The organism is Agathobaculum desmolans ATCC 43058, assembly GCF_000701665.1.
Lineage (GTDB): Bacteria > Bacillota > Clostridia > Oscillospirales > Butyricicoccaceae > Agathobaculum > Agathobaculum desmolans.
The window spans coordinates 22,211-46,590 of sequence record NZ_JNJN01000004.1 but is presented as its reverse complement, the minus strand read 5'-3'; the positions used below and the strand labels follow the sequence as shown (position 1 = coordinate 46,590).

Annotated in this window: 25 protein-coding genes; 8 read left to right on the top strand and 17 right to left on the bottom strand. The window is 55.9% G+C overall.

Annotated features, from left to right (window positions below; translation table 11 throughout):
- Positions 1-2: 2 nt before the first annotated feature.
- Complete coding sequence (locus T363_RS0102075; RefSeq protein ID WP_078096874.1) at positions 3-1,214, bottom strand: homoserine dehydrogenase; 1,212 nt, start codon at positions 1,212-1,214, stop codon at positions 3-5.
- 30 nt (positions 1,215-1,244) lie between these two features.
- Entirely contained in the window at positions 1,245-1,685 is a 441-nt protein-coding gene (locus tag T363_RS0102070) for an ACT domain-containing protein (RefSeq protein WP_031472782.1), read from the bottom strand.
- Positions 1,686-1,917: 232 nt separating this feature from the next.
- Here T363_RS0102070 and T363_RS0102065 point away from each other — a divergent pair, with 232 nt between their 5' ends.
- Positions 1,918-3,243 (top strand): sodium-dependent transporter, encoded by a 1,326-nt coding sequence (locus tag T363_RS0102065; RefSeq protein ID WP_031472780.1) that lies wholly within the window; start codon positions 1,918-1,920, stop codon positions 3,241-3,243.
- A 127-nt stretch (positions 3,244-3,370) separates the two neighbouring features.
- Here the strand turns inward: T363_RS0102065 and T363_RS0102060 are convergent, their stop codons facing one another.
- From T363_RS0102060 to T363_RS0102025, 8 genes are all read right to left on the bottom strand, one after another.
- A complete protein-coding gene (locus T363_RS0102060; protein WP_031472778.1) occupies positions 3,371-3,565 on the bottom strand; it encodes a helix-turn-helix transcriptional regulator in 195 nt (64 codons plus the stop codon).
- Positions 3,566-3,569: 4 nt separating this feature from the next.
- A complete protein-coding gene (locus T363_RS0102055) occupies positions 3,570-4,052 on the bottom strand; it encodes a hypothetical protein (protein WP_031472776.1) in 483 nt (160 codons plus the stop codon).
- A 139-nt stretch (positions 4,053-4,191) separates the two neighbouring features.
- Positions 4,192-6,138, bottom strand: coding sequence for an ATP-dependent zinc metalloprotease FtsH (gene ftsH, locus T363_RS0102050; RefSeq protein ID WP_034971461.1), 1,947 nt, complete (start codon positions 6,136-6,138; stop codon positions 4,192-4,194).
- Positions 6,139-6,182: 44 nt separating this feature from the next.
- Positions 6,183-6,737 carry a hypoxanthine phosphoribosyltransferase gene (gene hpt / locus T363_RS0102045; RefSeq protein ID WP_242840213.1) on the bottom strand — a complete coding sequence of 185 codons (555 nt, stop codon included), beginning with the start codon at positions 6,735-6,737 and terminating at the stop codon, positions 6,183-6,185.
- Positions 6,722-8,074, bottom strand: coding sequence for a tRNA lysidine(34) synthetase TilS (gene tilS, locus T363_RS14915; RefSeq protein ID WP_051643031.1), 1,353 nt, complete (start codon positions 8,072-8,074; stop codon positions 6,722-6,724). Before tilS ends, hpt begins: the two co-directional genes overlap by 16 nt.
- A 4-nt stretch (positions 8,075-8,078) precedes the next feature.
- On the bottom strand, positions 8,079-9,443 hold the full coding sequence (gene dnaB, locus T363_RS0102035; protein WP_031472768.1) for a replicative DNA helicase: 1,365 nt from the start codon (positions 9,441-9,443) through the stop codon (positions 8,079-8,081).
- A 247-nt stretch (positions 9,444-9,690) separates the two neighbouring features.
- On the bottom strand, positions 9,691-10,137 hold the full coding sequence (gene rplI / locus T363_RS0102030; RefSeq protein ID WP_031472766.1) for a 50S ribosomal protein L9: 447 nt from the start codon (positions 10,135-10,137) through the stop codon (positions 9,691-9,693).
- Between the two features lie 50 nt (positions 10,138-10,187).
- Entirely contained in the window at positions 10,188-12,185 is a 1,998-nt protein-coding gene (locus T363_RS0102025) for a DHH family phosphoesterase (RefSeq protein ID WP_031472764.1), read from the bottom strand.
- A 147-nt stretch (positions 12,186-12,332) separates the two neighbouring features.
- On the opposite strand from T363_RS0102025, the gene T363_RS0102020 reads away from it, so the two are divergent.
- The 3 genes from T363_RS0102020 (at position 12,333) to T363_RS0102010 (ending at position 13,895) form a co-directional block, all read left to right on the top strand.
- Positions 12,333-12,695: a VOC family protein gene (locus tag T363_RS0102020; RefSeq protein ID WP_031472762.1), complete on the top strand. Its 363-nt coding sequence runs from the start codon at positions 12,333-12,335 to the stop codon at positions 12,693-12,695.
- 94 nt (positions 12,696-12,789) lie between these two features.
- Positions 12,790-13,332 (top strand): chromate transporter, encoded by a 543-nt coding sequence (locus T363_RS0102015; RefSeq protein ID WP_031472760.1) that lies wholly within the window; start codon positions 12,790-12,792, stop codon positions 13,330-13,332.
- Positions 13,329-13,895, top strand: a complete 567-nt coding sequence (locus tag T363_RS0102010; RefSeq protein ID WP_031472758.1) for a chromate transporter — start codon at positions 13,329-13,331, stop codon at positions 13,893-13,895. The genes T363_RS0102015 and T363_RS0102010 overlap by 4 nt, the downstream gene beginning before the upstream one ends.
- Positions 13,896-13,956: 61 nt before the next feature.
- Here T363_RS0102010 and T363_RS0102005 read toward each other — a convergent pair whose 3' ends face one another.
- The 6 genes from T363_RS0102005 to hprK form a co-directional block, all read right to left on the bottom strand.
- The gene (locus tag T363_RS0102005; protein ID WP_031472756.1) at positions 13,957-14,184 is read right to left on the bottom strand and encodes a DUF6514 family protein; all 228 of its coding nucleotides are present in this window, start codon (positions 14,182-14,184) and stop codon (positions 13,957-13,959) included.
- A gap of 171 nt (positions 14,185-14,355) precedes the next feature.
- Positions 14,356-14,760: a C-GCAxxG-C-C family protein gene (locus tag T363_RS0102000; protein WP_031472754.1), complete on the bottom strand. Its 405-nt coding sequence runs from the start codon at positions 14,758-14,760 to the stop codon at positions 14,356-14,358.
- 20 nt (positions 14,761-14,780) lie between these two features.
- Positions 14,781-16,556 (bottom strand): N-acetylmuramoyl-L-alanine amidase family protein, encoded by a 1,776-nt coding sequence (locus T363_RS14910; protein ID WP_051643030.1) that lies wholly within the window; start codon positions 16,554-16,556, stop codon positions 14,781-14,783.
- Positions 16,557-16,946: 390 nt separating this feature from the next.
- On the bottom strand, positions 16,947-17,867 hold the full coding sequence (locus T363_RS0101990; RefSeq protein WP_031472752.1) for an ROK family protein: 921 nt from the start codon (positions 17,865-17,867) through the stop codon (positions 16,947-16,949).
- A gap of 22 nt (positions 17,868-17,889) precedes the next feature.
- Positions 17,890-18,615, bottom strand: a complete 726-nt coding sequence (locus T363_RS0101985) for a phosphatase (protein ID WP_031472750.1) — start codon at positions 18,613-18,615, stop codon at positions 17,890-17,892.
- Between the two features lie 131 nt (positions 18,616-18,746).
- Positions 18,747-19,679: an HPr(Ser) kinase/phosphatase gene (gene hprK / locus T363_RS0101980; protein ID WP_031472748.1), complete on the bottom strand. Its 933-nt coding sequence runs from the start codon at positions 19,677-19,679 to the stop codon at positions 18,747-18,749.
- A gap of 202 nt (positions 19,680-19,881) precedes the next feature.
- Between hprK and rpmB the strand changes: the two genes are divergently transcribed.
- From rpmB to T363_RS0101965, 4 genes are all read left to right on the top strand, one after another.
- Positions 19,882-20,070 (top strand): 50S ribosomal protein L28, encoded by a 189-nt coding sequence (gene rpmB / locus T363_RS15405; protein WP_078096872.1) that lies wholly within the window; start codon positions 19,882-19,884, stop codon positions 20,068-20,070.
- Positions 20,071-20,152: 82 nt separating this feature from the next.
- Positions 20,153-20,842: an AzlC family ABC transporter permease gene (locus T363_RS0101975; RefSeq protein WP_031472746.1), complete on the top strand. Its 690-nt coding sequence runs from the start codon at positions 20,153-20,155 to the stop codon at positions 20,840-20,842.
- A complete protein-coding gene (locus T363_RS0101970) occupies positions 20,839-21,168 on the top strand; it encodes a branched-chain amino acid transporter permease (protein ID WP_031472744.1) in 330 nt (109 codons plus the stop codon). The genes T363_RS0101975 and T363_RS0101970 overlap by 4 nt, the downstream gene beginning before the upstream one ends.
- A 93-nt stretch (positions 21,169-21,261) precedes the next feature.
- Positions 21,262-23,412: a Tex family protein gene (locus T363_RS0101965; RefSeq protein ID WP_031472742.1), complete on the top strand. Its 2,151-nt coding sequence runs from the start codon at positions 21,262-21,264 to the stop codon at positions 23,410-23,412.
- Between the two features lie 107 nt (positions 23,413-23,519).
- Here T363_RS0101965 and T363_RS0101960 read toward each other — a convergent pair whose 3' ends face one another.
- The gene (locus tag T363_RS0101960) at positions 23,520-24,344 is read right to left on the bottom strand and encodes a 4Fe-4S binding protein (RefSeq protein ID WP_322786168.1); all 825 of its coding nucleotides are present in this window, start codon (positions 24,342-24,344) and stop codon (positions 23,520-23,522) included.
- Positions 24,345-24,380 lie beyond the last annotated feature (36 nt).

Here is a 24,380-nt window from a genome sequence, read left to right as displayed (position 1 = left end):
CTTTACAGTATACGCATCGCAGCATGCACCGTACCGCAGCTATTCAGCGTTTCCATACGGCTGCGCATCTCTGCAGTGGTCAGGCGGCCGGTCCGTGCAACCAGCACACCCTCTGCCGGTTCTGCCAAGCTTTCCACCGGTAGCACAGTTTCCAGTTCCTTACGTGCGCCGCGATAGCGGACATACCATGCACTTTGCAGCTCATCCAGCGGGCGCAGCAGATGCTTGGAACCATCGCCCCACATAATACGCCGACGACGGCCGGCATGTTCCAGACAGTCCAGCATATCCGCCGCTACTGCCGAAGCCGTTGCCAGCTTACCGGCGCCCTTGCCGTAAAACATCACATCACCGGTTGCGTTTCCGTTTACCATGATGGCATTGAACACATCCTCAACCGATGCCAACAGGTTATCCTTGGGGATCAGATGCGGCGCAACGTAAGCATAGGCCGTTCCGTCCCCGCAGCGCACCGTGCGGCCGATCAGTTTGATCACACAGCCCAGCTTATCGGCATTCGCCACATCCTCCAGCGTAATGTGGGTGATACCCTCGCAGGATACTTCATCCGGATCAAATTTATCGCCGAAAGCCAGATCTGCCAGAATGCAGATTTTACGGCAGGCGTCATGCCCTTCGATATCCGCCGTGGGATCCTTTTCAGCATAGCCGTTAAGCTGCGCCTGCTTGAGCGCATCCTCAAAGGTAACGCCGTTGTGGATCATCTGCGTCAGGATATAATTGGTGGTGCCGTTGAGGATGCCGCAGATCTCATTAAACTCGTTGGCCGCCAAACATTGCAGCATGGGGCGGATGATCGGGATACCGCCGCCAACCGACGCCTCGAACATATAGTTCACGCCGTGCTCCTCTGCGATCTTGAGCAGCTCTTCGCCGCGGGTAGCAACCAGCTCTTTGTTGGAGGTACACACACTCTTGCCCGCCTGTAAGCAGCGCTTGGTAAACTCATACGCCGCACCGACGCCGCCCATGACCTCAGCAACGACCTGCACTTCGGGATCGTTTTCGATCACGGAAAAATCGGTTACAAATTTATGTCCGTAGGGCAGCGCGGAAAAATCGCGCAGATCCAGTACATATTTTACCTCGACCGGTTCACCGACCACACGGGCGATCTTATCGGCATTCATCTCAAACACCTCGTACACACCCGAGCCAACCGTACCATGCCCCATGATTGCTGCTTTTATCATACTGTCTATTTCCTTTCCGTTGGTTCTTATTTATTCAGATGCAAGTATCTCAACCTTATTGACGCCCTCCAGCCCTTCTGCCCGGCGGATCAGCTCTTCTGCGGAATATTTCATCTCGCCTGTCCGTGCAGAAATCGTAACCGAAGCCTGCCCGCGCATCGGGATCGACTGATTGACCGTAAGCAGGTTTGCGCCCGAACGCGCCATCAGCCCCAGAATACTGGACAGGACGCCGGGCTGGTCGTGCAGCATAAAGTGAAACGTGACGATCCGGTCGGTCGTCGCCTCGAAAAAAGGCCGTACGCCATCCTTATACTTATAATACGCACTGCGCGACAAACCGGCAATCTTGGCCGCTTCGCTTGCTGTTGCTGCGCGTCCCGAAGCAATCGCTTCGTTTGCCTCGATCACACGCTGGAATACCTCCGGCAGCAGCGTGCGTTCAACCAGATAGTATTTGGGTTTTACCATGCGTTTTCTGTCCTCCCTGAAAAGACAACTGTCTTTCTCGCACTGTATTATCATACCATACAGCGTCCCTGCACGCAAGAGAAGAACTGATAAAATTCCCGATAATCCGCGCGCGCTTTTGTGGGATATGACAAACTTCCTGTTGCTTTCTGGTGAAATCATATATAGCATGATTCATAGTGATGTGATATACTATAAAAGTCTGTATGACAAAAGATCGGAGAGTAAAACAATGAATCAAAAAAGCAAAAACGGAACCTTCACATCCAAAGTTGGCTTTGTGCTTGCAGCCGTCGGCTCGGCTGTCGGCATGGGCAACATCTGGATGTTCCCCTACCGGACGGGACAGTACGGCGGCGCCGCCTTTCTCATCCCCTATCTGCTGTTCGTCGCCCTGTTCGGCTATGTCGGCCTTTCCGGCGAATTTGCCTTCGGACGTCTGACCGGCACCGGCCCGATCGGTTCTTATGAATACGCAATGCAGACCCGCGGCAAAAAGGGCGGCGCGTTTTTAGGTGCGATCCCGCTGTTCGGTTCGCTCGGCATCGCCATCGGTTACTCAATTATCGTCGGCTGGGTCGTTCGCTCGGCATTCGGCGCACTCACCGGATCGCTGATGACCACTGAACCGGAAGCATTTTTCGCAGAAATGAGCGCGACCCATCTTTCCAGTGTGCCGTGGCATGTGATCGTTGTGCTGATCACGATCGCCATTCTGATTTTCGGTGTATCGGGCGGTATCGAAAAAATCAATAAGGTCATGATGCCCGCCTTCTTCATCCTGTTTCTTATCATCGCTGTGCGCGTTGCCTTCCTGCCGGGTGCGATCCAAGGCTACAAATATCTGCTGGTTCCCCAGTGGGAGTACCTGCTCAATCCCAAAACCTGGATCTATGCGATGGGACAGGCATTCTTCTCCCTGTCGGTCACCGGTTCGGGTATGATCATCTACGGCTCCTACCTGTCCAAAAAAGAGGATGTCGTCCATTCCTCCTGCATGACCGCTGTACTGGATACCTGCGCCGCCATGCTGGCAGGCTTTGCGATTCTGCCCGCAGTGTTTTCGTTCGGGCTGGACCCGGCTGCCGGTCCCAGCCTGTTGTTCATCACCCTTCCCCGCGTATTCCAGCAGATGCCGGCCGGCCGGCTGTTTGCGCTGCTGTTCTTCATCTCGGTACTGTTTGCCGGTATCACCTCGCTGGCGAATATGCTGGAAGCGGTTTCCGAAGCTGCGCAGACGCGCCTGAAGATGAACCGCAAGCCCGCCGTGCTGCTGGCCGGCGCGGCAACGCTGGCCGTCGGCCTGTTCATCGAAAAGGAACCGCTGATGGGCCGCTGGATGGATATTATCACCCTGTATGTGGTACCCATCGGTGCGATCCTCGGTGCGGTAATGATCTACTGGGTGCTTGGCACCAAACGGATCAAGACCGAGCTGATGGAGGGCCGTGACAAGCCCCTCAGCCCCTTGTTTGACCCATTGGCCAAATATGTATACGTATTCCTTGCAGCCATCGTTGTCATTTGCAGCTTTGTGATTCCCGGCGGCATCGGATGATTTTTCAAACAAATATAGCATTTGCCTTTACAGCCCATATCCGGTATCGGATATGGGCTGTAAACTATCAGAAAAACGAAGTTTTCGACAGGCTCACGCACAGGCATTATGCCTGTGCGTTTTCATGTTACGCTTCCAAAAAGAAAATATCTTCCACCGGACGCCCCAGCAGACGCGCCACCTTCATCGCCAGTTCCAGCGTCGGGTCATATTTATTATTCTCCATTGCCACGATTGTCTGGCGCGACACCCCTAACAAACCGGCCAAATCTTCCTGCCGCAGACCGCGCGCACGCCGCAGCTCTTTGATACAGTTTTTCATGCGCTTATACTACCATAATTGCAATCGCAAACAGTGCCCCCAATGCGGCTACTGCAACACTAAATCCCAGCACAATCGCAAGCGTTTTCCAAAGCGGATAGGGTTTATATTCTTCGTCTCCCTGAGTGCTGCGATTGCGCAGCACAAGCACAGAAATCGACTGCGTTAAAACGCCAGCCAGCAAAATCAAATTCGTAAGCGGTAATTTTCCGCCATTGACAAACACTTCATAAAAATTCAGCGCTGCCAGCCCGATCATCACAACCAGATAGGCCCACGAAACCGCCTTATACTGAATCATGCGCTCCATCTCATCGGCACGATTCATGCCCGGCTGCAAACCAATTCTTTCCGCCACACCGATCACCCACGGTCGGGGTTCTTTTCCGTTCCTCCAGTCTTTCTTTCCAAGCCAAACAGAAAATGCAAGGATTCCGCCCAGTATAATAAGCGGCAGCGCCATCAGCAGATACATCTTGATCTTCATATGTCATCCTCCCGTTCTATCTCCAAAATGTCAAACTCTTTTTACATTTTCATCATACCCACTGATACCTAAAATGTCAATACTTTTTTACATTTGGGCAAAGAAATATCCCACGGCAATTTGCCGTGGGATCACTTCTTTATTTGTCGTTTTCCGCATTTTCGGAAACGGTTTCCGCCGACGGCTCCGCAGCAGGTGCTGCCGCTTCAGCCGACTTGGCTTCGAGTTCTTCCTTCAGCTCGGTCATCAGATCCTCTCCAACGATTTTATCCGGCACGACCTCGTTGTTGAACACCTTGATAAAGGTCTCGCCATCCATCGTCTCGTTACGGATCAAATACTCCGCTACACGCGTCATCTCTGCCATGTGCTCGGTCAACAGCTTCTTACAGCCGCGGTAAGCCTCCTCGATGATGCGGTGGATCTCATCGTCGATCTCCGCCGCCTTGACCTCGGAATAGCCCTTGCCCGCTGCAAAATCGCGGCCAAGGAAAATTTCCCCGTTATCCGAACCATAGTCGATCGGACCGATTTTTTCGCTCATACCGTAGCTGGTGACCATGGCGCGCGCCATCTGGGTCGCCTGCTTGATATCGCCGTACGCACCGGTGGAAATATCCTCCATTGTCAGTTCTTCCGCTACGCGGCCGCCCAGACAAACAATGATATACTCTTCCATATAGCTGCGCGTGCGGTACGCCTGATCCTCTTCCGGCAGTGGCATGGTAAAGCCGCCCGCACCGGACGAACGCGGGATAATGGTGACGTGATGCACCGGATCCTGCGTCGGCAGCACATGGAAACAAATTGCATGGCCGGCCTCATGGAAGGCGGTCAAACGCTTATCCTTGTCCGTAATGATATGGCTCTTTTTCTCCACACCCATGACTACCTTGAGCAGGGATTCCTCGATCTCCTCCTGCGTGATCAGCTTTTTATTGCGGCGAGCCGCCATTAGTGCGGCTTCGTTGAGCAGGTTTTCCAGATCCGCACCGGTAAAGCCTGCGGTCGTTTTCGCGATATCTGCAAACTTAACGTCCGGATCAAACTGCTTATTACGCGCATGCACCTTGAGGATCGCCTCACGACCCTTAACATCAGGTGCACCAACATAGACCTGACGGTCAAAACGGCCGGGACGCAGCAGCGCGTTATCCAAAATATCCTTACGGTTGGTGGCTGCGATGACGATAACGCCCTCGTTCGCGCCGAAACCATCCATCTCAACGAGCAGCTGGTTGAGCGTCTGCTCCCGTTCATCGTGACCGCCGCCCAGACCGGCGCCGCGTTGACGGCCGACCGCGTCAATCTCATCAATGAACACGATCGCCGGGGCGTTCTTCTTGGCCTGCTCAAACAGATCGCGCACACGGGACGCGCCCACGCCGACATACAGCTCAACGAAATCCGAACCCGAGATCGACAGGAACGGTACGCCCGCCTCACCGGCCACCGCGCGGGCAATCAGCGTTTTGCCGGTGCCCGGAGGGCCGACCAGCAGTACACCCTTAGGGATGCGCGCACCGATCTGCACGAATTTCTGCGGGTTTTTGAGGAACTCAACGATTTCCTGCAGCTCCGCCTTTTCTTCATCCGCACCAGCTACATCCGCAAAGGTAACCTTGCGCTTGTCATCCTGTGCCAGACGGGCACGCGCCTTGCCGAACTGCATCGGTCCTGCGCCGCCGCCGGACTGCTTGTTCATCATAAAATACCAGAATGCACCAAGCAGCACCAGCAAAATGACATACGGCAGGAACTGCGCCCACCAAGGCATGGTAGTTGTTACATAATCAACACGGGTCAGCGTGCCGTTCTGCATCTGCTCGTCGATCGTCGCGCCGAGCTGGCTCCACCAAATGCTTTCGTAATCACCCAGCTCATAGGTCACCACACGGTTGTTTTCCTTCAGCCGCATGGTCAGTGTACCGCCTTCAAGCTGGTATTCGCTGACCTGTCCATCGCTGAAATACGTATACACATCCGAATAGGATACCGGTTCCGCCTGCTGCGACTGACTGACTACATAGCTGACGCCTGCCAGCAAAAGCACCAGAATAATCAGGTAAAGGCCGAAGCCCTTCATCTTTCCTTTCAAATCGGTTTAACACCTCTTCCTTGTGAAATCTATTACTCGCCGCCGTATACACACGGCTTGAGAATACCGATATACGGCAAATTGCGGTATTTTTCCGCATAATCCAGCCCATAGCCGACCACAAATTCATCCGGGATCTCAAATCCCAGATAATCGACCGGAACATCCACCTTGCGGCGCGCCGGCTTGGACAGCAATGTACACAGGCGGATCGAACGCGCACCGCGCGCCAGCAGCACCTGCATCAGATAATTGAGCGTTACGCCCGAATCCAGAATATCTTCCACGATCAGCAGGTCGCGTCCGTCGATCGGCTGCTCGATATCCTTAATGATCTGCACCTCGCCCGTGGTCTTGGTTCCCTTGCCATAGCTGGATACCACCATAAAATCCACATTGCAGGGCGTATCGATCTTACGGGTCAGATCCGCCATGAACACATACGAGCCTTTAAGCACACTGACGACCAGCGGGTTTTTATCCCGGTAGTCCTCCGTGATCCGTGCGCCAAGCTCTGCAACCTTGTCTGCAAGCTGCTGCTCCGTAAAATATACTTCCCGGATATCATCTTTCATATCATATGCCATGTTCCATACCCCTCAATCTGTATTTGTATCCGTGCACCCCCTTGCGGAAGCCTTGCACAGTCCACACCGATATCCTGTACGGCAATCACACCGTTTTTATCCGCGATCACGGCCAACTGATCCCGCTGTACACGGGGGATTTTGCAGTCGATCATCCGCTTTTTCAGCGTTCGGCTGCCGCCTTTTTCCGATAAACAGATGCGATCTCCGGTGCGCCGGGTACGCACGCACAACGATGCAAAATCTATTGTACCACAATCCACGCAAAAAGTATTGAATGTTTTGTAAAAAACTTCGTCTTTTTCTAAATATCGCACCTGAAGCCGCAGCGTGCCATCCCATATCATGCGGTCAAACGGCACGGTAAGCGGAATCCCCGGCCGCACACACGGGGCTTCCGCCTGTGTCAGCCGCACCGCGCCGTATTCCCGGCGCACCTGCCAGCCATGCGGCAAGGTGCAGACCGCCGACGGGGTCTGTGCTGTCAGCAGCGCATCCCATGCGGCAATATGCTGTGCGGACAGATCACGCAGCGGCATTCCCGCCTGCGCCGCCATGCACCGCAGCGCCCGCGTGCGTACTGCCGGATGTGCCTGCACCAGTGGTGCCGTGTCAAATGCACCGTCCGCCCGTGCAGCGTCGGTCAGCAGCGCCCGTGCCTGCTGTAACAGAAACTCCTCATCCTGCCGCAGCAATGTGCCGAGCCGTGCCGCCGCCCCGCAAACCGCGGGATTGATCTGGCGCAGCGCAGGTACGACCGTATGCCGGATGCGGTTACGGGTGTATACATCCGCCGCATTGGTGCTGTCGGTCACATAATCCTGACCGATCGCAGCCAGATACCGCTCGATCTGCGCCCGCTCCACCTCGATCAGTGGACGGATGATCCTATCCCGCACCGGCGGGATGCCTGCCAGCCCCTTCGGGCCAGTGCCCCGTACCAGATGGAACAGCACGGTTTCCAGATTATCCTCCGCCGTGTGAGCAGTCGCAATCTTGGCGCCCTGCGCGGCTGCGTGCAGCCGCGCATACCGGATCCGCCGCGCCGCTGCTTCCGTGCTTTCTCCCTTGGCACACTCAGCCGCTACGTCGATACGCTCCGCCGTCAGCGGAATATGCAGCCGCGTGCACAGGGCGCGGCAGAACGCCTCATCCCGATCCGCCTCCGCACCGCGCAGGCAGTGGTTCAAGTGAAACGCCCGCACCGGATAGCCCAGCGCCGTCAGCGCGTGCAGCAGTGCAGTCGAATCCGCCCCGCCGGACAATGCCACCAGCACCGGTTCTCCCGGCAGCAGCATATCATACGCCGCTATCGTCCTTTTTACGGCTTCCAGCATAGCGTCAGTCCCCATGGATGCGATCCGGATTGGAGAACGTCGTATACTGGCCGACCCACTGCAATTCGACTGTTCCGGTCGCACCGTGGCGGTTCTTGGCAATGATGATCTCCGCGATGTTTTTATTCTCGCTTTCATCATCGTAATAATCATCACGGTAAATAAACATAACGATATCCGCATCCTGCTCGATCGCACCGGATTCACGCAGGTCGGACAGCATCGGCCGTTTATCCGAACGCTGCTCGGACGCACGAGAGAGCTGGGACAGGCAGACGACCGGTACATTCAGCTCCTTGGCCATGATTTTCAGCGAACGCGAGATCTCCGCGACCTCCTGTACACGGTTATCCATATGCCGTCCGCCGACATGCATCAGCTGCAGATAGTCGATCACGATCAAACCCAGTTCCTCGCCCAAGCGGCGGCACTTTGCCTTGATCTCAGCCACTGTAATTGCCGGATTATCGTCCACGTAGATATTCAGCCCCGCCAATACGCCCGAAGCCCGGGCGATCTTGACCCAGTCATCTCCATCCAGATTACCGGTTTTGAGCTTTTGCGATTCAATCAGCGCCTCGCTGGATAAAAAGCGGCTGGCGAGCTGCTCCTTACCCATTTCCAACTGGAACACGCAGACCCCCGTGCCCTTCTTATAACCGCGCGGCTTATCCTTTACACTTGCCTTTGCGGCATTAAGGGCAATATTCAGCGCAAACGCCGTTTTGCCCATGCCGGGACGAGCCGCAATCAAAATCAGGTCGGATTTATTCAAACCGGTCAGCGCGGTATCCAGTGCATGGAAGCCCGTGGACATACCGGGAATATCACTGTCCGACTTGGCGCGCTCATCCAGCTCGGTATACAGATCGGCAATGACCTCGCTCAGCTTGGACAGTCCCTTAATTTCCCGTCCCTGCCGGATGCTGTAAATACGCTGTTCGGCCAATTCTGCAATGCTCGATGCTTCGCCGTGCGCTTCCAATGCGTGCTGCTGGATCTCGCCGCCGGCATCGGCCAACTGGCGCAGCAGGCTTTTGTCGCGCACAATACGCACATATTCACCCACATTGCGTGCGCCCGGCGTCACTTCCATCAACTGGAACAGATAGGCACGGCCGCCCGCTTCGTCATAATACCCCATGCGCGTGAGCATATCCAGCACCGTGACCGGGTCGATCCGCTGTGCGCCGTTAAACATGGAATAGATCGTTTCAAAGATGCGCTTGTTCTCATCCGCGTAGAAATCATCCGCGCGCACCTGCTCAATTACCTCGGGAATGCAGTTCGGATCGACCAGCATCGCGCCCAGCAGCGACTGCTCTGCCGTCAGATCCTGCGGCACCTGCCGCATCAGAAGCTCATCCAAAACCGCACCACCTTTCGAATGGAAAATTAAAAATGGAGAATGGAAAATACGCGCCATGCACGATATTCATTCAGAAACCATCCTCGAAGCGGATAGTTTCATAAAAAGCCGCGACAAGTGCGTGGCTTTTTATACTTCTGACGAAGAAAAGTTTCGTGTAACGGAACTTTTCGCAGTCCCAAACCCTGTCCGCGCTTTGCGCGGCTGGGTTCCCTCGATCGGAACGGTATGTTCCAATCGAAAGCCGTCAGGCTTCTACCACCTGCACCAGAATCTCACCTGCAATATCCTGATACAGCTTTGCCTTCACGCGATGCACCCCAAAGGTCTTGATCGGCTCTTCCAGCACGATTTTCTGCTTAGGCACCTGCAAGCCGTACTGGCGGCTCAGCTCCTCCGCAATTTCCTTAGAGGTCACTGCGCCGAACAGACGGCCGCCTGCGCCGCCCTTGGCCGGCACCTTAACCGGGCTGACCTTGAGCTTTTCCGCCGCTTCCCGCGCAGCCTGCTGCTCCAGCGCCACCTTGCGCGCATGCGCTTCATCCTTTGCCTTCTTTACATTCAAATTATCCGTTGTGGCAGGCTCTGCCAGACCGCGCGGCATCAGGAAATTGCGTCCGTATCCTTCGCTGACCTCGATCAGGTCGCCCTTCTTGCCCTTGCCCTTTACATCGGCAGTCAAAATCACTTTCATGTTCGTATTGCTCCTTTTTCATAAAAAACTCAAATATGTAAGGCAGAAGCTCATCGGTCTTCCGCTTTTTCGGTTTCCTGATCGGCAAAATAGCCGGTAATCGCCTGCATGATCATGCGATCTGCCTCTTCAGGCGTTGTGTTTTTCAGCTGTGCCCCTGCCGCAGAATGATTGCCGCCGCCGCCCAGCCGCTCCATCAGCAGCTGCACATTGACCTGACCTGCCGCCCGGGCCGACACCGCCATATCTGCGCCGCTGCGAAATGCTACCACGCTCGCGCGCGTGCCCACAATGCTGAGCAGCTCATCCGCCGCCTGTGCCGCCGTAATGCGGTCAACCTCTTCCGCGGTCAGTGCAAAAATCACACCCTGTCCGCAGCTCCGCGCCGAAGAAATCAGCTTCTGCCGCTCCATATACTGGTCAAAGCTATACTGGAACAGGCGTTTGACATCACTTACCTCCGCGCCTGCACGCCGCAGATACGCTGCTGCTTCAAAAGTGCGCACACCGGTACGGGTAGAGAAGCCCTTGGTATCCAGATAAATACCGGCCAGCATGGCCTCCGCTTCGCCCGTCAGGATTTCATTGGTCGGCACCATATACTGCAGCAGCTCGCTGACCAGCTCGGACGCCGATGAAGCATAGGGTTCATGCAGTGATACCACCGCATTTTCGATATAATCCGCCGCGCGGCGGTGGTGATCGACGACTGCCACCTTATTGATGGACTGCAGCAGCGCCTCGCTCTCCACATAGCCCGGGCGGTTTACGTCTACCACGATAAGCAGCGTGTTGTAATCGCACAGGATCATGGCATCCTCTGCGCTGATGAACACATCCTTATATTCCGGCAGGCTTTCCAGCCGCTCGATCAGATCGGTCGCCATCGTGTGCTGCTGATCCACTACAATGTGCACCTGTTTTCCCTTCACGCGTGCGGCACACACCATACCGGCCGCCGCGCCGATCGCATCCATATCGCTGTTGCGATGCCCCATCACCAGCACCTGCGAAGAATCGCGGATCAACTGGCTGAGCGCATTGGAAACCACGCGGCTTTTGACCTTGGTGCGTTTTTCCAGTTCCTCACTCAGGCCGCCGTAAAACTCAAAGGTATACCGGTTTTTGATGACCGCCTGATCGCCGCCGCGGGACAGCGCCATATCGATCGCCAACCCGGCGTACTGATAACTCTCCGCCAAGGTTTCGCCGTCCTTGCCGATACCGATCGACAGCGTTGCCACCACGCCTTCCCGGTTCTGGATATCCCGAACCTCCTGCAATACCATAAACTTGCGGGCGGTCAGCTTGTCCAATTCAGCGTTTTCAATGATGAAAATATACTTGTCCCGGTCAAACTTGCGCAGCACTGCGCTGCAATCCTTGGTCCATGCGGACAACCGTTTATCGATCCCCGCAAGGATATTGGATTTTTCCGTATCGGTTACATTTTTCATCAGCTCTTCATAATTGTCGATCGCAATAATAGCAATTGCCGGATGACGCGTTTCCGCCTCATCACGCAGATGAACAAAATCGGTGCAATCGATAAAATGCAGCATCATCATCTGCCCTGCACCGCCGGGCACCATGTCACCGAATACATGATACGCACGCCGGCCCATGCGCAGCTCCCCCGGGAACTCGCTTTTGCCTTCGATCAGCCAGCGCGTTTCAAATGTCGGCGCCAATTCGGTCAGATGCACCTGCTGCGCGGATACCGACCGCCCGCAAAGCGCTTCAAAGCTGTCGTTTGCCCACACGATTTCGCCGGTCGTGGCCAGCGCAACCACCGTCGGCAGCGGCGAACGCGTTACCGCGGGGTGTATCTCTCCGCCTTCGACTTCGATATTATCCATCAATTCCTGCACATGGCGTTTGCGCTGGGCATCGCTGTGCAGCGAAATCACGCGCAGTAATACACAAACCGCCATACCAAGTATGCCATACGGCAGCGAAAAATACAGTGCGCCACCGGCAAACAACAGGAAAAGCAGGAAAAACAGGTTACTTCCCGGCTGGAGTGATCTTTTCAAGTGTTTTTTCAATCATCCCGTCCCCCTTCTCCGGACGCAAATATACAGGCTAATTATAGCATCCTCCTCCGGCAAAGTAAACAAAAATCGTATAGGCACATTGTAAATGCCTTGAAAACGTGTTACAGTGTGTTCACTAATCTAAAGGAGCTGACCTTTATGCAATTCACGTTCGCACACAACAATTTCAATGTACTGGATCTGGAGCGCTCGCTCGCCTTTTATCAGAAAGCCCTTGGTTTAACCGAAACCCGCCGGATCTCTGCCGCAGACGGCAGCTACATCATCGTATATCTGGGGGATGGCTGCACCCCGCATCAGCTCGAACTGACCTGGCTGCACGACTGGGAGCGTCCCTACAATCTGGGAGACAACGAATTCCACCTTGCCCTTCGGGTGGACGATTTTGATGCTGCCCACCAAAAACATCAGGAAATGGGCTGCATTTGCTTCGAAAACCCCGCCATGGGGATCTATTTCATCACCGACCCGGACGGTTACTGGATCGAGATCATCCCGTAAAACAACGCGCCCCGCATAATTTTACGGATATTTTACTGCGGTATCCTGCAAAATAGTGTATACTGAAACCGCACAGAAAGGAGCTGTCCGCCCGTTGCATCCCTATTTTGATTTATTTTTAACCTTTGCACGCGTCGGTGTCTGTACCTTCGGCGGCGGCTATGCCATGCTGCCGCTTTTGCAGCGTGAGATCGTCGAACGGCACGGCTGGGCAACCGAAGATGAGCTGATGGATTATTACGCCATCGGTCAGTGCACGCCGGGGGTCATTGCCGTGAATACTGCTACATTTATCGGCAGCAAGCAGGCCGGTATCGCAGGAGCCGTTGCCGCAACCGCAGGCATCATCTTCCCTTCGATCGTCATTATCATCACCATCGCTGCCTGCATCCAGCAGTTCGCCCATCTTGCCATCGTGCAGCATGCCTTTGCCGGTATTCGTATTGCCGTTTGCGCTCTGGTTCTGCAATCTGTATGGAAAATGGCCAAAAAAGGCGTTACCGATCTGCCGACAGCACTGATCCTGCTGATCACCTTTGCCGCTGTTGCCTTTTTCGGGGCTTCGCCGGTGGGCATGGTGCTGTTTGCCGCCGCCGGCGGCATCCTGATCGGATTGTTTCGGAGGCCGCGCACATGATTTATCTTCAGCTGTTTTGGGAATTTTTCAAAACCGGTCTGTTCGCAGTCGGCGGCGGTCTGGCTACACTGCCGTTTTTGAAAGAAGTCTCCCTTCGCTACCCATGGTTTACCCCAAACGATCTGCTGGATATGATCGCCGTATCCGAATCCACCCCCGGCCCAATCGGTGTAAATACCGCCACGTATGCCGGCTACCATGCCGCCGGTATCCCCGGCGCGCTGGTCGCCACCACCTCACTTGTGCTTCCTTCGGTGGTCATCATCCTACTGGTCGCACGCGCACTCACCCGTTTTCGCAGCTCGCCGCTGGTGCAGCACGCGTTTTACGGCCTGCGTCCCGCATCTGCCGGATTGATTTTCGGCGCGATGTTTGAAGTGTTTGCCGTCTCTTTGCTGCACACCGAGCGTTGGACCGGCCTTTCCAACCTATCCGCCGTGTTCAACCTTCCGGCAATCCTTTTTTTCCTGCTACTCACGCTTGGCATCCGCAAACTGCCGCGCCTGCATCCCATCTGGTTTATTCTGGCCGGTGCAGTCTGCGGCATTCTGTTTCAATTTTGATTCCGGCTGCAAAAACGCGGCAGAGCCTGTTTTCGGCTCTGCCGCGTTTTTGCACAGCATTTTACCTGTTCAAATAATCCGCAACCACATCGCGGAAATGCTCTGCCGCCACCCCATGTTCCTGCAGCATCGCTGCAAGGCTGACTGTCTGCTGCAGATTCGGCAGAATATCACTTATGCTGTCCATCTCTGCGCCGTTATCAAGCAACGCAATGCCATATGTGATCTGTTGCGCCTGTGGTGCTGCATAACCATGTATTGAAGCATTTTCCCCTCCTTTTCCCGACAATTTCTCTTACTGACAGCGCTGCAGGTCCTTCCGCAATTTTGCGCAGCGCCGGATCTTTCCCAAAGACCCCTGTTCTTCATTGTACGCACCAGTATGGGCAGGTTCGGTCGAACTTTGTCGAACGAAAGATAAAAAAATTCCCGCAGATGCCTTGACATCCGCGGGAACACTTTATTTTTCCAATCGGCTCTCCAGCAGCCGGCAGGCATCCTCAATGCACCCTGCGCACGAACGGCGCACCGTACCATCGGTCACACCTTTCAGCTCACGGCAAAGGATCGTACCGTTTTGCTCACGGAATTCCGCTGCAAGCCCTTTCACGGTTTTGTATGTACGTCCTTTGGTTGCGCCCGGATGCGCCGTCCCGGCGCTGTCCTGCATTCCTAGCAGCATGAACGCGCCGGTCAGTGCGCCGCACACCTCCATCATACCCATGCCCAAACCGAAGCCCTCCGCCATTTTATAAGCGGTTTCCGCATCCAGTCCGACCAGATCACAGTAAGCACAGGTCACTGCCTGCGCACAGTTGTACCCCATGTTGTGCAGGCGCTGCGCCTGCTCGGCTCTTTCTGTCATTGCTGTAAGCTCCTTTTCGATCAATAATCCACCTGTGTAAAATAATACCGGATCGCGTCCGCCTGTGCACGCGCCTCACGCTGCAAATCCTCATCGCTGTCAATAAACAGCTGATCCTCCACGTTGTCAATAAAGCAGAACTCACTGGTCAGCGCCGGAATCTGCAATGCCGCCGCTGCGCGGTTGGTGTAATAATAATCGCTGCCGCTGCTGCCTGCACGGAATACAACCGACCGGATCGGCACACCCAGCTTCTCGTATTCACGCAGCAATGCTTCACCCAGTATTTTTGTCGGGCCGCCGTTTTTATCCGAGATTTGCGCCAGCACCTCCGCCCCGCGTGCAACTGTATTCGCCGCGTTGTGGTGCACACTGAAAAACAGGTCGGCCGATGCCGCATAGCGCTCCATCACCGTTTTGCGCAGGGACAGCGAGCTGCCCTCTTCCATGGTTTCACGCACCATGATGACCCGCATTCCCGCCTGCTGCAGATATTCACGCAGATACTGCGCCACAAACAGATTCACATGCTTTTCATCCAGCGACTGATCCTCATTGTGCGCACCGATATCACTGCCGCCGTGACCCGCATCCAAAATCACGGTCATACGCCCGTCCAGATGCGAGGTGCGGGGCGGCTTGACCGGATCCTCCGGCGTCTCGTCATCCGCATCATAATCCCGCAGGCGAGTCAGATAATCCGCACTGCAATAACGCTTCTGTGCGCCATCTTCACTCAAAATCTGTGCCCAGCCATCCGTGATATCCACCACTACGACCTCTGCCCCGCCGAGCAGCCGGCCCACCAGCGTATATGTCCGCCCCGGTCCGGAACGAACCGACAGCCAGTCACTCGCCTTTACCTGATACACACCGGGCGTAAACTCCTCCGGCGCAGGCTCCGGCTGTGGCGCCGGTTCGGGTCCAGGCGTTGGAGTATCAGCATCGTAGTCGCGCACACGAATCAAATAATCTGCGCTGCAATAACGCGAAGCCACCCCTTGTTCCTTGAGATGTGCCCAGCCGGCTGATATCCCGTCCACCACGATCTCTTCCCCGTTGCGCAGGCTGCCGATCACCGCATAGTCCTTGCCCGGCCCCGAACGGATCGACAGACTGCTGTCCACCTTCACCCGGTATACGCCGGTCACAAAATTCTCAGCAGGCGGTTCCGGCGTTTGTCCGTCCCCCTGCTCGGGATCCGGATCGGGAGCGGCAGGGGTGTTGATATGTACCGTGGTAGTTGCTTTATCATACGCCGCCGTGAAACCAAGCGCAGAAGATACATCCGCAATTTTATAGTAGTTGTTGCCGTTAATATTATAGCCCTTGATCACAATGCCGCTGCCGTCCAGCAGGACGCGCGCGGTAGAGGCCTGCACCTTAAGCGGTGCCGCCGCCGCAACGGTCATCTCATCACCCTCGGCAACATATTTTTGCCCGGATCGCAGATCCACTGCGTTTTTTGCACTGTCCCACACCACATTGAAGGTTGAAGTGGTACCGTTCAGCAGATACGCCACATCACGCAGCTTAAAATAATTGTTGCCGTCAATATTATACACCTGCGGGCGCACAGCCTTGCCGTTTACCTTCACTTTATGCGCCGACGGTACGACCTTGAGCGCACGCGCCACCGGCGGAGCTTCCGACAGCAAGCCGGGATCCATCGCTTCGCCAGCCGCTTCCGCTGCCACACTTACCGGCTGCCGCACGGTGACCTCCGCTGCCGCCGCACCTGCTGACATTATATAAATCGCTGCACCGCACAAGGCACAAAATTGTTTGAATCGCATGCCGGACCTCCGTGTCGTTTACTGCAGTTCTTGTCTATATCGGACACATTTTATCACAAACTGACAGCCACCGCAATGTATGACACAAAAATGCGACACAGTTGTAATATTACAAATCTGTATCAAAGGTTATCCCTTTGTTTTAACGACAAAAATGGTGCGTCAAACGCACCATTCCGCTTATCAACAAAGTATTTTGTGGGCAAGTATCAGCAACATGCGCGGCAGCGCACCGAAACAGCATTTGCCGTGCAAATGCACCAAAACTGAGGGCATGCACCTCCGCTGAGCCTGTCGGAAAACTTTGTTTTCCCGACAGGCTCAATGGTGTGCCAAACATCCTAATTTGCTTTCTTTGCACCCCTGTCTTGCCGGTGAACTGCCAGCCGCTTACAGCATGGCTGCCCCGATCAGACCGGCATCATTGCCGAGTGAGGCGCATACGATCTCCGTATTGCGCACGTCGCTGCGGAAGGTCTGCGGAAACGTCAGCCGGCGCAGCGGCTCCAACAGCTTTTCACCATACCCCGCCAGACCACCGCCAAGCACGATCGTTTCCGGCTGAAAAATGTTGATAAAGGTCGCCAGACCGCCGGACAGGTTCTCGCAATAGTCCGCAAACAGTTCACGCGCCAGCGCATCGCCCGCATCCACCGCGTCGCAGATCATCTTGGCATTCAAATGACCCGCATCACGGCTGAGCACACTCTCCCGTCCGTCCGCCAGCGCACGCTCTGCAAACTTGACAAACGCAGCCGCCGAAGCATATGCCTCCAGACAGCCCTTGCGGCCGCAGTTGCAAGGCTCGCCGTTTTGCCGGATCACAATATGTCCCAGCTCGCCCGCAATGCCGTTGCACCCGGTATACAGCTTGCCGTCGATAATGATACCGCCGCCCACGCCGGTGCCCAGCGTGACCATCAGCATATTGCGGGCAGAGCGCGCCGCTCCTGCTGTTGCCTCGCCCAGCGCCGCACAGTTCGCATCATTATCCAGCTGTACCGCACAGGCGAATTCCGGACGGAAGGCATCTGCAAAGCAAACGTTGTTCATTCCCAGATTCGTTCCGAATTTCAGCGTGCACGTCTGCTTATCGAATGATCCAGGCACGCCAATGCCAATGCTTGTGATCCGGTCAGGCGATATCCCGCGTTCGCCGCACAGGGCCAGCGCCAGCAGCTTCATATCCGCGCACAGCCCCGGTGCATCCCCGGTGCGGGTGGGTGTGCTCTGCTTTGCCAGCAGGGTCCCGTCCTCTTCACACAATGCCGCCTTGACCGATGTTCCGCCCAAATCAATGCCTATCCGCATAACCGTTCCTCCCTGTTTTTTATTATTCTTCGAAAATATGCAGGCCGCGCCCGCGGAAATACGCTTCCAGCCTTGTCCGGCTGCTGTTTACCACCAGTTCCTCCGGAAAGCCGATCTCTTCCAACATGCGCAGCGCTTGATCCACATGCCCCACCCGGTATGCAATATGGGAATCGCTGTTCACTACGATCGGCACCTCATACCGTTTGCACAACAGGGCGATCTCGGTGCAGTTTTCCCTGCTGCCCTTGCGGATCGCAAACGAATTGCCGTTGATTTCCACCAGCTTGCCGCAATCATTGCAGCGCGAAATAATATATTCCTTATCAAAATCAAACAGCGCATTACCCGGATGCCCCAGCGCGTTTACACGCGGATCATGCAGCACTGCCTCCAGCGCCTCGGTATGGGCCGACCGGGTGGACGGGGCAAAGCAGCACTCATGGAACGAGGCCAGCGCGAACTCAATCGGCCGCAGGCTTTTTTCGCTGATATTGTCAAGTGCGCCGCCCGGGCGGATATTGAACTCGATCCCCCGGATCACGGTCACGCCTTCGATCACACGCGGTACGATATCCAAATTGGAAAAATGCCATTCATGCGGGCCATCGTGCATATCCGGCCCATGGTCAGTAATCGCGATCGCCGTAAACCCCTTGTTTTTTGCACCGCAGACCATCTCATAAAGAGTAGAATAGGCATGGGTGCTGGCAATGGTGTGTGTATGCAGATCCGCTGCAATTTGCATATGTTTTTTTGCTCCCCTTCCAATGCGTTCCACGCATCCTCCTTTTGCCGGAGGTGAAAATAACAGAAAATCGCCGCAAAGCGGCGATTTCCCTCCAAAGCGGGGCGCCTGTCCCGCCTGCTGCACTTCTCTTAATTTCCGTACTGTTTAATCATGCGCTCCTGCAGTTCCTTCGCCGCATTGAAGCCCATCTTTTTCTGCCGGTCATTCATTGCAGCAACTTCAATGATAACCGCGAGATTTCGTCCGGGCTTGACCGGAATCGTCAGGCTGGGGATCGCAATATCCAAAATCGAGGTAGTTTGTCCGTCCAGACCGAGACGGTCGTACTGTTTGCCTTCCTCCCACGGTTCGAGGTTGATGACAAGCTCTACTTTTTCGGTCATCTTGATCGCGCCAACGCCGAAAATACGGCGCACATCCACAATGCCGATACCGCGCAGCTCAATAAAGTGCCGGATAACCTCAGGCGCAGTACCGACCAACGTCTTGTCCGACACACGCTTGATCTCCACCGCATCATCTGCGATCAGCCGGTGTCCGCGCTTGACCAGCTCAATTGCCGTTTCGGATTTACCGACACCCGAATCGCCAAGCAGCAGCACGCCTTCGCCGTAAATCTCGATCAGCACGCCGTGCAGGGTAACGCGCGGCGCCAGATTGACCTTGAGCGAGGCGATAATCGCACTCATAATGGTCGAGGTAAACTCATTGGTGCGCAGAATAGGAACGCCGCACTGCTGTGCCGCGGCCAAGCATTCCGGAAACAGCTCGATATTGCGCGAAATGATCAGCACAGGGATGCCGGTGGAAAACAAGCGCTCAAAGCTGGCAAAGCGATCCTCGGGCGACATCCGCTCGACATAGCTGGATTCCACCTTACCCATGATCTGGATACGGTTGGGATCAAAATAATCGAAAAATCCCGCCAGCTGCAAACCGGGCCGGTTGACGTCATCCTTGGTGATCTCGTTTTTTTCAAACCCTTCCGGCCCGTAAACGACCTCGAAATTAAACTCATGGATCAGGTCGCCCAAGCTGACGCCGAACTCCTTTAACTGCATACAACATGCTCCCTTCCGCAATGGCAGGTATTCTGATATTGGTATTATACCCCTATTTTGCCCGCTTTTCAATGTTTTCCGACGCAGCACCGGCAAAACTTGAAAAATCCTGCTTTTTCTTAAAAAACCGCTTGCATTTTACCCCCTGTTATGGTATTATAATATCCGCTATGCAATGAACCAGAGAAGGAGGTGCAGGAAAATGGCAAAGTGCGATATTTGCGGCAAGGGCGTGACCTTTGGTATTCAGGTCTCTCACTCTCATCGTCGTTCCAACCGAACCTGGAAGCCGAACGTTCGTCGAGTGAAGGCTCTGGTCGACGGTACTCCCCGCCATATCAACGTATGTACTCGGTGCCTCCGCTCCGGCAAGGTAACCCGCGCGATCTGATCAGCGCTTACGTTGAACTGCCAAGCGCCCTTTGCGGGGCGCTTTTTTACTGCCCATTTCTATACTGAAAGAGGGTTTCCTCATGAAAAAAGCATTTCGTCCCGCTTTTGCCGCCACCATCCCTGTGCTGTGCGGCTATCTGTTCATCGGTTTCGCCTTTGGCGTGATGCTGCGCGATGCCGGTTTTGCGCCGCCGTGGGCATTTTTCGCCAGCCTGACGATTTATGCCGGCTCCGGACAGTATCTGCTGGTTTCCCTGCTGGCAGCCAAAGCTTCGCTGTTCACCGTTGCGGTTATGACCCTGCTGCTCAACTGCCGCCATATTTTTTACGGACTATCCTTTCTGGAAACCTTTCACCAGATGGGCCGGCGCAAGTGGTACATGATCTTCTCCCTGACAGACGAAACCTATTCCCTTTTGTGCTCGCTGCAAACGCCTGCCGGCATCGACCCTGCCGCCATGCGGTTCTGGATCGCCCTGCTCGACCATAGCTATTGGATCGCCGGTTCCGTGATCGGCGCGGTGATCGGCGGTGTGCTGCCGTTCAATTCGACCGGCATTGATTTTGCCATGACTGCCCTGTTCACTGTAATTTTTGTTGAGCAGTGGAAAAGTACAAAATGCCACATCCCCGCCTTTCTCGGCCTGGGGGCTGCCGCCCTGTCACTGCTTCTGCTCGGTCCGGACAATTTCATCCTGCCCGCCATGCTCGCCATCTGCGTTATGCTGGCAGCGCTGCGCAGCCGTTTTTCCGGGGAGGTGGCAAAATGACCTTTACCCGCACACTGGCTATGATCGCCGTTGCCGCCATATGCACCTTTGCCACGCGGCTCGCCCCTTTCCTGCTGTTCAACGGCAAAAAGCCCATCCCGCCGATCATCCGTTATCTGGGCGAAACCTTACCGCCCGCTGTGATTGCCCTGCTGGTGGTATACTGCGTCAAAAACGTCAGCTGGTCAGCCGCTCCGCACGGGCTGCCCGAACTGCTGTGCATCGCCGTAACCGCGCTGCTGCATGTGTGGAAACGCAACAACCTGCTTTCCATCGGCGTAGGCACTGTGCTGTACATGTTTCTGGTGCAGACGGTATTTCTGTAACTGCTATTCTTCCCGCACGGTTTCCCCGTGCGGTTTTTGTTTTCCCGGCGCAGAAAATATGATACAATACTTTCAGCTGTAAAGGAGTGTCCTATGGAAAGCATGATACAAACCCTTGCCCGCGAGCTCGGGCAAAAAGAGCAATATGTGGAAAACGTGGTCAAGCTGCTCGATGATGGCAATACTGTGCCGTTTATCGCGCGCTACCGCAAGGAAATGCACGGCACAATGGATGACCAGACCATCCGCCGGCTTGCCGACCGGCTCGCATACTTACGCGGGCTAGAGGAGCGCCGCATGGAAGTGCAGCATGCGATTGAATCACAGGGCAAGCTGACCGCTGAACTTGCCGCGGCGATCGCAGCGGCGCAAACGCTTGCCGCACTGGATGACCTATACCGCCCCTATCGCCCCAAACGGCGCACCCGTGCATCTATTGCGCGGGAAAAAGGGCTGGAGCCGCTCGCAGCGGCGATCACTGCGGCACGCAATACCTCCCCTGTGCTCGAAGCACTGGCAAAGCCCTATATTCATCCGGAAAAGGGTGTGGAAACCGCCGAAGCCGCACTTGCCGGTGCGGGCGACATTATTGCGGAAGACCTGTCAGACGACGCAGCCCTGCGCGGCCGCCTGCGTGCGCTGCTGCACCGCACCGGCGTGCTTCGCACCGCCGGTACGGACGAAAACGACACCGTTTACACCATGTACCATGACTTTGCCGAGCCGATCCGCCGTCTGCAAAGCCACCGCGTGCTTGCCGTCAACCGCGGCGAAAAAGAGGGCAAGCTCAAGGTTACGCTGGACACAGATGAAAGCGAGGCTGTTGCCGCAGTCACCCGTACCCTGCTGCATCCCAAAAATCCTTACGGAGATTTTCTGCGTGCTGTCTGCACAGACTGTTGGCGCCGCCTGCTCTTCCCCTCACTCGAACGCGAGCTGCGCAGCGAGCTGACTGATGCAGCCAATGAACAGGCTATCCGCACCTTTGCACTCAATCTACGCCCGCTGCTGATGCAGCCCCCGGTACGCGGCCGTGTCACGCTCGGCTTTGACCCCGCCTACCGTACCGGCTGTAAGCTTGCCGTTGTGGACGCCACCGGCAAGGTGCTCGAAACCGGCGTCATCTATCCCACGCCGCCGCATCGCAAAACCGAGGAGGCTTGCCGCACGCTGCGCCGCCTGTGTGACCGCCATCGCATCACCTGTATCGCCATCGGCAACGGCACGGCCTCCAAGGAGAGCGAACAGTTCGTGGCCGATTTCATCCGGTCATACGGCGGCGGCATCGATTATATGGTGGTATCCGAAGCCGGCGCTTCGGTATACTCTGCCTCCGAACTCGGCGCTGCAGAATTTCCAGACTTTGATGTTTCCCTGCGTTCTGCCGTTTCAATCGCCCGGCGCTTGCAGGATCCGTTGGCAGAGCTGGTCAAAATCGACCCCAAGGCGATCGGGGTCGGACAATACCAGCATGATATGCCGCAGTCCCGTCTCAGCGAAACGCTGAACGGTGTCGTAGAAGACTGCGTCAATGCGGTCGGCGTTGATCTGAACACCGCCTCTCCCGCACTGCTCAGCCGTGTAGCGGGTATTACCAATGCGGTTTCCAAAAACATCACCCTCTACCGCGAGCAAAATGGGAAATTTACCAGCCGCAAACAGCTGCACAAGGTAAAAGGGTTAGGTCCCAAAGCCTTTGAGCAGTGCGCCGGTTTTCTTCGCGTGCCGGACAGCGCCGAGCTGCTCGACCGCACCGCCGTGCATCCCGAAGCCTACGTCGCAGCCCATACACTGCTCACCCTTTGCGACTATACGGCGGACGACGCCGCACAGGGCCGCATCCGCGATCTGCCCGCACGTGTGCAGCAGCGCGGCGAGGATGACACCGCAGCCCGCTGCGGCGTGGGTATTCCCACCCTGCGCGACATCATCACTGAGCTGCTCAAGCCCGGCCGCGACCCGCGCGATGAACTGCCGCCCCCGATGCTGCGCTCGGATGTTCTGGATCTGAACGATCTCAAGCCGGGCATGCGGCTCAAAGGCACCGTGCGCAACGTGGCCGACTTCGGCGCTTTTGTTGATATCGGCGTGCATCAGGATGGTCTGGTTCACATTTCCCAGCTTTGCGACCGCTTTATCAAGCATCCCGCCGAGGTTGTGACCGTCGGCGATATTGTCGAGGTTTCCGTGCTGTCGGTCGATCCCAAAAGCCACCGCATCGCACTGACCATGAAAGGACTGTGACCGGCATCCCTCCTCGCACCCCCTATCCACGCAGCCGACCCCGCCGGTATACTGCATCATGCAGTATACCGGCGGGGCCTTTTCTTGCCGCACCGCACATCCGCCGCCTACACAAACAGGCTGACTGCGGCACGGCGCACATATCCTTCTTCCAACTCGGTTTTATGGTATAGATAGCCGGGATCATCGTAATATTTGGCACCGTGCGGACATTTTTTGATGCACGCCCCGCACTTAATGCAGATCCCCAAATAATTTCGCACATGCTGCGGGTCGATCGAGCCCATCGGGCAAACAAGGGCACACAGGCCGCAGTCATCACAGCTGTCAGCAGTCTTTGGCTTGACCTTGCGGATATCGACCGGCGCACCCGCACGGTCGCGCGGCTGATAATAAATACGCTCTTCCGGTGCCCGGCCGGGTACTGCCACTACCGGGATATCCGCCGTCAGAGAGGGGACCCGCGCAGCGGCCTGCTCCGCAAACCGTTCCGCCAGCTGCAGATCCTCCGCATCCGGCCGCCCGGCAGCCAGCCTGGTCGAAAACGAATGCTCGCAGGCGAACGCCGCCGCCGCGAACGGCAGAAATCCATTCCCCCGCAAAATATCGCGCAGCTCGATCAGCGAATCATCAAACGCACGGTTTCCAAAGGTGACGACCGGCACTGCCGCCGCACCATTTCCCTGCACCACTGCCAAATACTTGAGCAGCACGTTAGGAACACGCCCCGCATACGTTGGCGTTCCGAACACAACCACATCCGCCGCAGTAAAGTCCGGCACGGCTTCACGCGCACCCGGCAAGGTAAAATCATACCGTTCGAGCGGCAGCTCCAACACCGCTGCCATCCGCTCCGCAACCGTCGTAACCACCTGTTTCGTCGTTCCTGTCGCGCTCCAATACATCGCCCAGACCCGTTTTGCCTGCATCATGCAGCCCTCCCCGTTCGGTTGTTACGCTCAGTATAG